The following is a 3,716-nucleotide window of genomic DNA, read 5'->3' as shown; positions in this document are numbered from 1 at the left end:
CGACCGACGACCGCGAGCGCGGCGAGCGCGTCCGGCGCGAGGTCCTCGGCGACGAGCCCGTCGACCGGGACGGCTTCACCGGTGACTTCCACGACCTCGTCACCCGTTCCGCCTGGGGCGGCGCCTGGTCCCGGCCCGGTCTCGACCGCCGCACCCGGGCCCTGATCACCCTGACCGCCCTCACGGCCCGCGGCCACGTCGACGAGATCGCCCCGTACACCCGCGGAGCGCTCCGCAGCGGCGTCACCCCCGACGAGATCAAGGAGACGCTGCTGCACACGGCCGTCTACTGCGGCCTGCCGGCCGCGGGCGCCGCGTTCGCCGCCGCGCAGCGTGTCATCGCCGAGGAGGCGGGCTCCGGGGCGTAGCAGTATGGGCTCATGGAGCTCAAGCTGAAGCTGACGAAGAAGAGCCACGCGTGCGTCCGCCTGGAGAAGGACGGCCGCACGCTCGCCATCGACCCCGGGGCCTTCAGCGAGGCGGACGCGGCCGTCGGCGCCGACGCGATCCTCGTGACCCACGAGCACCCCGACCACTTCGCCGAGGACCGCCTGCGGGCCGCGCTGGAGGCGAACCCCGCGGCCGAGCTGTGGACGCTGCGCAGCGTCGCCGAGCAGATCGCTCCGGCCTTCCCGGGCCGGGTGCACACGGTGGGGGAGGGGGACGCCTTCACGGCGGCGGGTTTCGACGTGCAGGTGCACGGGCAACTGCACGCCGTGATCCACCCGGACATCCCGCGGATCACGAACGTCGGCTATCTCGTGGACGGTTCGGTCTTCCACCCGGGCGACGCGCTGACGCTGCCGGACGTGCCGGTGGACACGCTGATGCTGCCGGTCATGGCGCCCTGGAACAAGATCTCGGAGGTCATCGACTACGTGCGGGAGCTCGCGCCGCGCCTCGCGATCGACGTGCACGACGCGCTGCTCACCGATCTCGCGCGGCCGGTGTACGACCGGATGCTGACGCCCGCCCGGGTCGGCGCCGAGCACACCCGGCTGGCGCCCGGGGAGAGCGTGACCCTCTGACCGGTCCTCTGCCGCGCGGGGAATGTCGGACCCGGCCGTTAGGGTTGCTCCATGCGCATCGCCACCTGGAACGTGAACTCGATCACCGCCCGTCTCCCGAGGCTGCTGGCCTGGCTGGAGAGCAGCGGCACGGACGTGCTGTGCATACAGGAGACGAAGTGCGCGGAGGAGGCCTTCCCGTTCGACGAGCTCCGCGAGCTGGGCTACGAGGCCGCGGTGAACGCCACCGGCCGGTGGAACGGCGTGGCGATCGTCTCCCGGGTGGGCCTGGAGGATGTGGTGAGCGGCCTGCCGGGCGGCCCCGGCTACGACGGCGGGCAGGAGCCCCGCGCGATCTCGGCGACGTGCGGCGGCGTCCGCGTCTGGTCGGTCTACGTGCCCAACGGCCGGGAGGTCGGCCACGACCACTACGCGTACAAGCTCCGCTGGCTGGAGACCCTGCGGGACGCCGTCGCCGCCGATGCGGAGGGCGAGCGCCCGTTCGCCGTCCTCGGTGACTACAACATCGCCCCGACCGACGAGGACGTCTACGACCCGGCCGTCTTCGAGGGCGCCACGCACGTCACCCCGGCCGAGCGGGCGGCGCTCGGCGCCCTGCGCGACCTGGGCCTGTCCGACGTCGTGCCGCGCCCGCTGAAGTACGACCACCCGTACACGTACTGGGACTACCGCCAGCTGTGCTTCCCCAAGAACCGGGGCATGCGCATCGACCTCGTCTACGGCAACACCCCCTTCGTGAAGGCGAAGCAGGACGCGTTCGTCGACCGCGAGGAGCGCAAGGGCAAGGGCGCCTCGGACCACGCCCCGGTCGTCGTCGACCTGGACGTCTGAGCCCGGGCGCCCCGCCCGCCGCGCTCTCCCGCCCGCGCCGCCGCGCACTCCCGGCGGCCGGCGCGGTCAGATCAGCTTGCGCAGGTCGATCGCGTCGCTGAACGCCTTCATGCCGGCGTCGTTGGGGTGCAGGTGGTCGCCGCCGTCGTAGGCCGGAAGCATCCGGTCCGGCTGCTGCGGGTCCCGGATCGCCGCGTCGAAGTCGAAGATGGCGTCGTACGTGCCGCCGCCGGCCAGGATGTGCCGGTTGATGGCGGTGCGCTGGGCCTCGGCGTCCGGCGTGCAGTCGTAGAAGCCGCCGCAGGGCGCGATGGTGGCGGCGACGACCCGCAGCCCGCGCTCGTGGGCGCGCGCCGCGATCTCCTTGAGCCCGGCGATGACCTGCTCGGCCTTCGTGCCGGACCGGATGTCGTTGACGCCCTCGAAGACGATGACCGTACGGGCCGAGGTCTGCGCCAGCACATCCCGCTCCAGCCGGTGCTGGGCGCTGACGCCGCTCATGATGGTGCTGGTCCCGTCGCCGGGATAGCGGTCGGTCACCACGCGGTTGCCGGAGATGCCGTGGTTGAGGATCCCGAACCGCGGCACGCCGTGCTGCCCCCGCAGCCGCCGCGCCAGCAGGTCGGGCCAGCGGCCGTTGGCACCGGGCGTCGACCGCTCGCCGTCGGTGATGGAGTCGCCCAGTGTCACCACGGACCCGGGCCCGTCCGCGACGTCCACGCCCGTCAGCAGCGGCCACGTCGAGAGCGTCGCGGTGTACGCGCCCGCGCCGCGCTCGCCCGTCCGGTCACCGCTGCCGTCGCCGGTGAGGTAGGAGACCTGGCTGGTGTAGCTGTGCACGGGCACGGCCGGCACCGTGCCGGGCAGGTGGATGCTCACCAGCAGGTTGGTGTCCTCGGGCACCCTGAAGCCCAGCGGGTCGCTGAACGCCTGGGCGCCGGCGGGGATCACGGTGCCCGGGCGCCCGCCGAAGGCCAGGGCCCGCGGCGCGCCGGCCGTGGCCGCGCCCTTGCCCTGCAGGGCGACGGTGGCGTGGCCGATCCGCACCGGGCGCGGCGCGAAGGTGTTCTCCAGCCGGATGCGCGTCGCGGACCCGCCGGCGCTGCTGTGCACGACCAGCCGCAGCGTGCGGTCCGTCCACGGTCCGACGGCCGCGTAGCCGGAGGTGGAGGCGGCCCAGGTGCCGGTCCAGCCGCGGGTGCCGCCGCGCAGCGCGAGCGAGAACACGTGCAGGTCGCGCTCGGGCCCGGGGTCCTGCGGCAGCACGACGGATTCGACGTCGCGGCCGGGCGCGACCGGCACGGATACCGTGTACAGCCGGGTGGTGGCGCTCTTCCGCCCGCTGCCCGTATTGAGGTGGGGGAGGCCGACGGCCTTCGTGGTCAGGAGGCCGGCGCGCCAGTCCGGTGCGGCGAGCCGGTAGGTGCTGCGCGAGCCGTCGCGGTAGCGCACCGTGCCGGTGCCGGCGGCGTCGCCCCCCGGTGCGCCCTTGGTCGTGCCGGCGACGAGGAACGTCAGGGCCTCCCCGCGGCCGCCGAGCCGGACGGCCTGGCTGGCGGCGCGGACGTTGTCGGGCTTGCCGGGGGCGGAGCGGGGCCAGTGCAGCCGGGCGCCGTCGAAGGCGAGTTCGCGGCCGGGCGTCCAGTCGGCGGCCGTGAGGTCCTGGGCGGAGAGGGAGTTGCCGGCCCCGTCGAAGTCTGCGCCGCCGGGGCGGGCGTCGTCGCTGACCGCCCGGTTGTCGAAGAGCCGCTCCAGCGGGAGCGGCTCTCTGCCGGGTTGTGCACCGGGTTGGAAGCCGGCGGCGAGCGCCGGAGTGTTTGCGGCAGCGACGGCGCAGGCGGCGCCCACGATCCCCAC

Annotated in this window: 4 protein-coding genes; 3 read left to right on the top strand and 1 reads right to left on the bottom strand. The window is 74.3% G+C overall.

The features are described from left to right. The 3 genes from V7793_RS35060 to V7793_RS35050 form a co-directional block, all read left to right on the top strand. The coding region (locus V7793_RS35060) for a carboxymuconolactone decarboxylase family protein (RefSeq protein WP_336013735.1) at window positions 1-368 on the top strand (368 nt) is incomplete at its 5' end. Between the two features lie 12 nt (window positions 369-380). Further along, a complete protein-coding gene (locus tag V7793_RS35055) occupies window positions 381-1,028 on the top strand; it encodes an MBL fold metallo-hydrolase (RefSeq protein ID WP_443058060.1) in 648 nt (215 codons plus the stop codon). A gap of 51 nt (window positions 1,029-1,079) precedes the next feature. After that, the gene (locus V7793_RS35050) at window positions 1,080-1,859 is read left to right on the top strand and encodes an exodeoxyribonuclease III (RefSeq protein WP_336013734.1); all 780 of its coding nucleotides are present in this window, start codon (window positions 1,080-1,082) and stop codon (window positions 1,857-1,859) included. A 66-nt stretch (window positions 1,860-1,925) separates the two neighbouring features. Here the strand turns inward: V7793_RS35050 and V7793_RS35045 are convergent, their stop codons facing one another. Further along, window positions 1,926-3,716 carry an SGNH/GDSL hydrolase family protein gene (locus tag V7793_RS35045; protein ID WP_443058059.1) on the bottom strand — a complete coding sequence of 597 codons (1,791 nt, stop codon included), beginning with the start codon at window positions 3,714-3,716 and terminating at the stop codon, window positions 1,926-1,928.

Source organism: Streptomyces sp. KLMMK (assembly GCF_036961605.1).
In the GTDB taxonomy this organism is placed as follows: domain Bacteria; phylum Actinomycetota; class Actinomycetes; order Streptomycetales; family Streptomycetaceae; genus Streptomyces; species Streptomyces telluris.
Note: the sequence above shows the minus strand (reverse complement) of the source record. Positions and strands in the feature narration are given on the sequence as shown.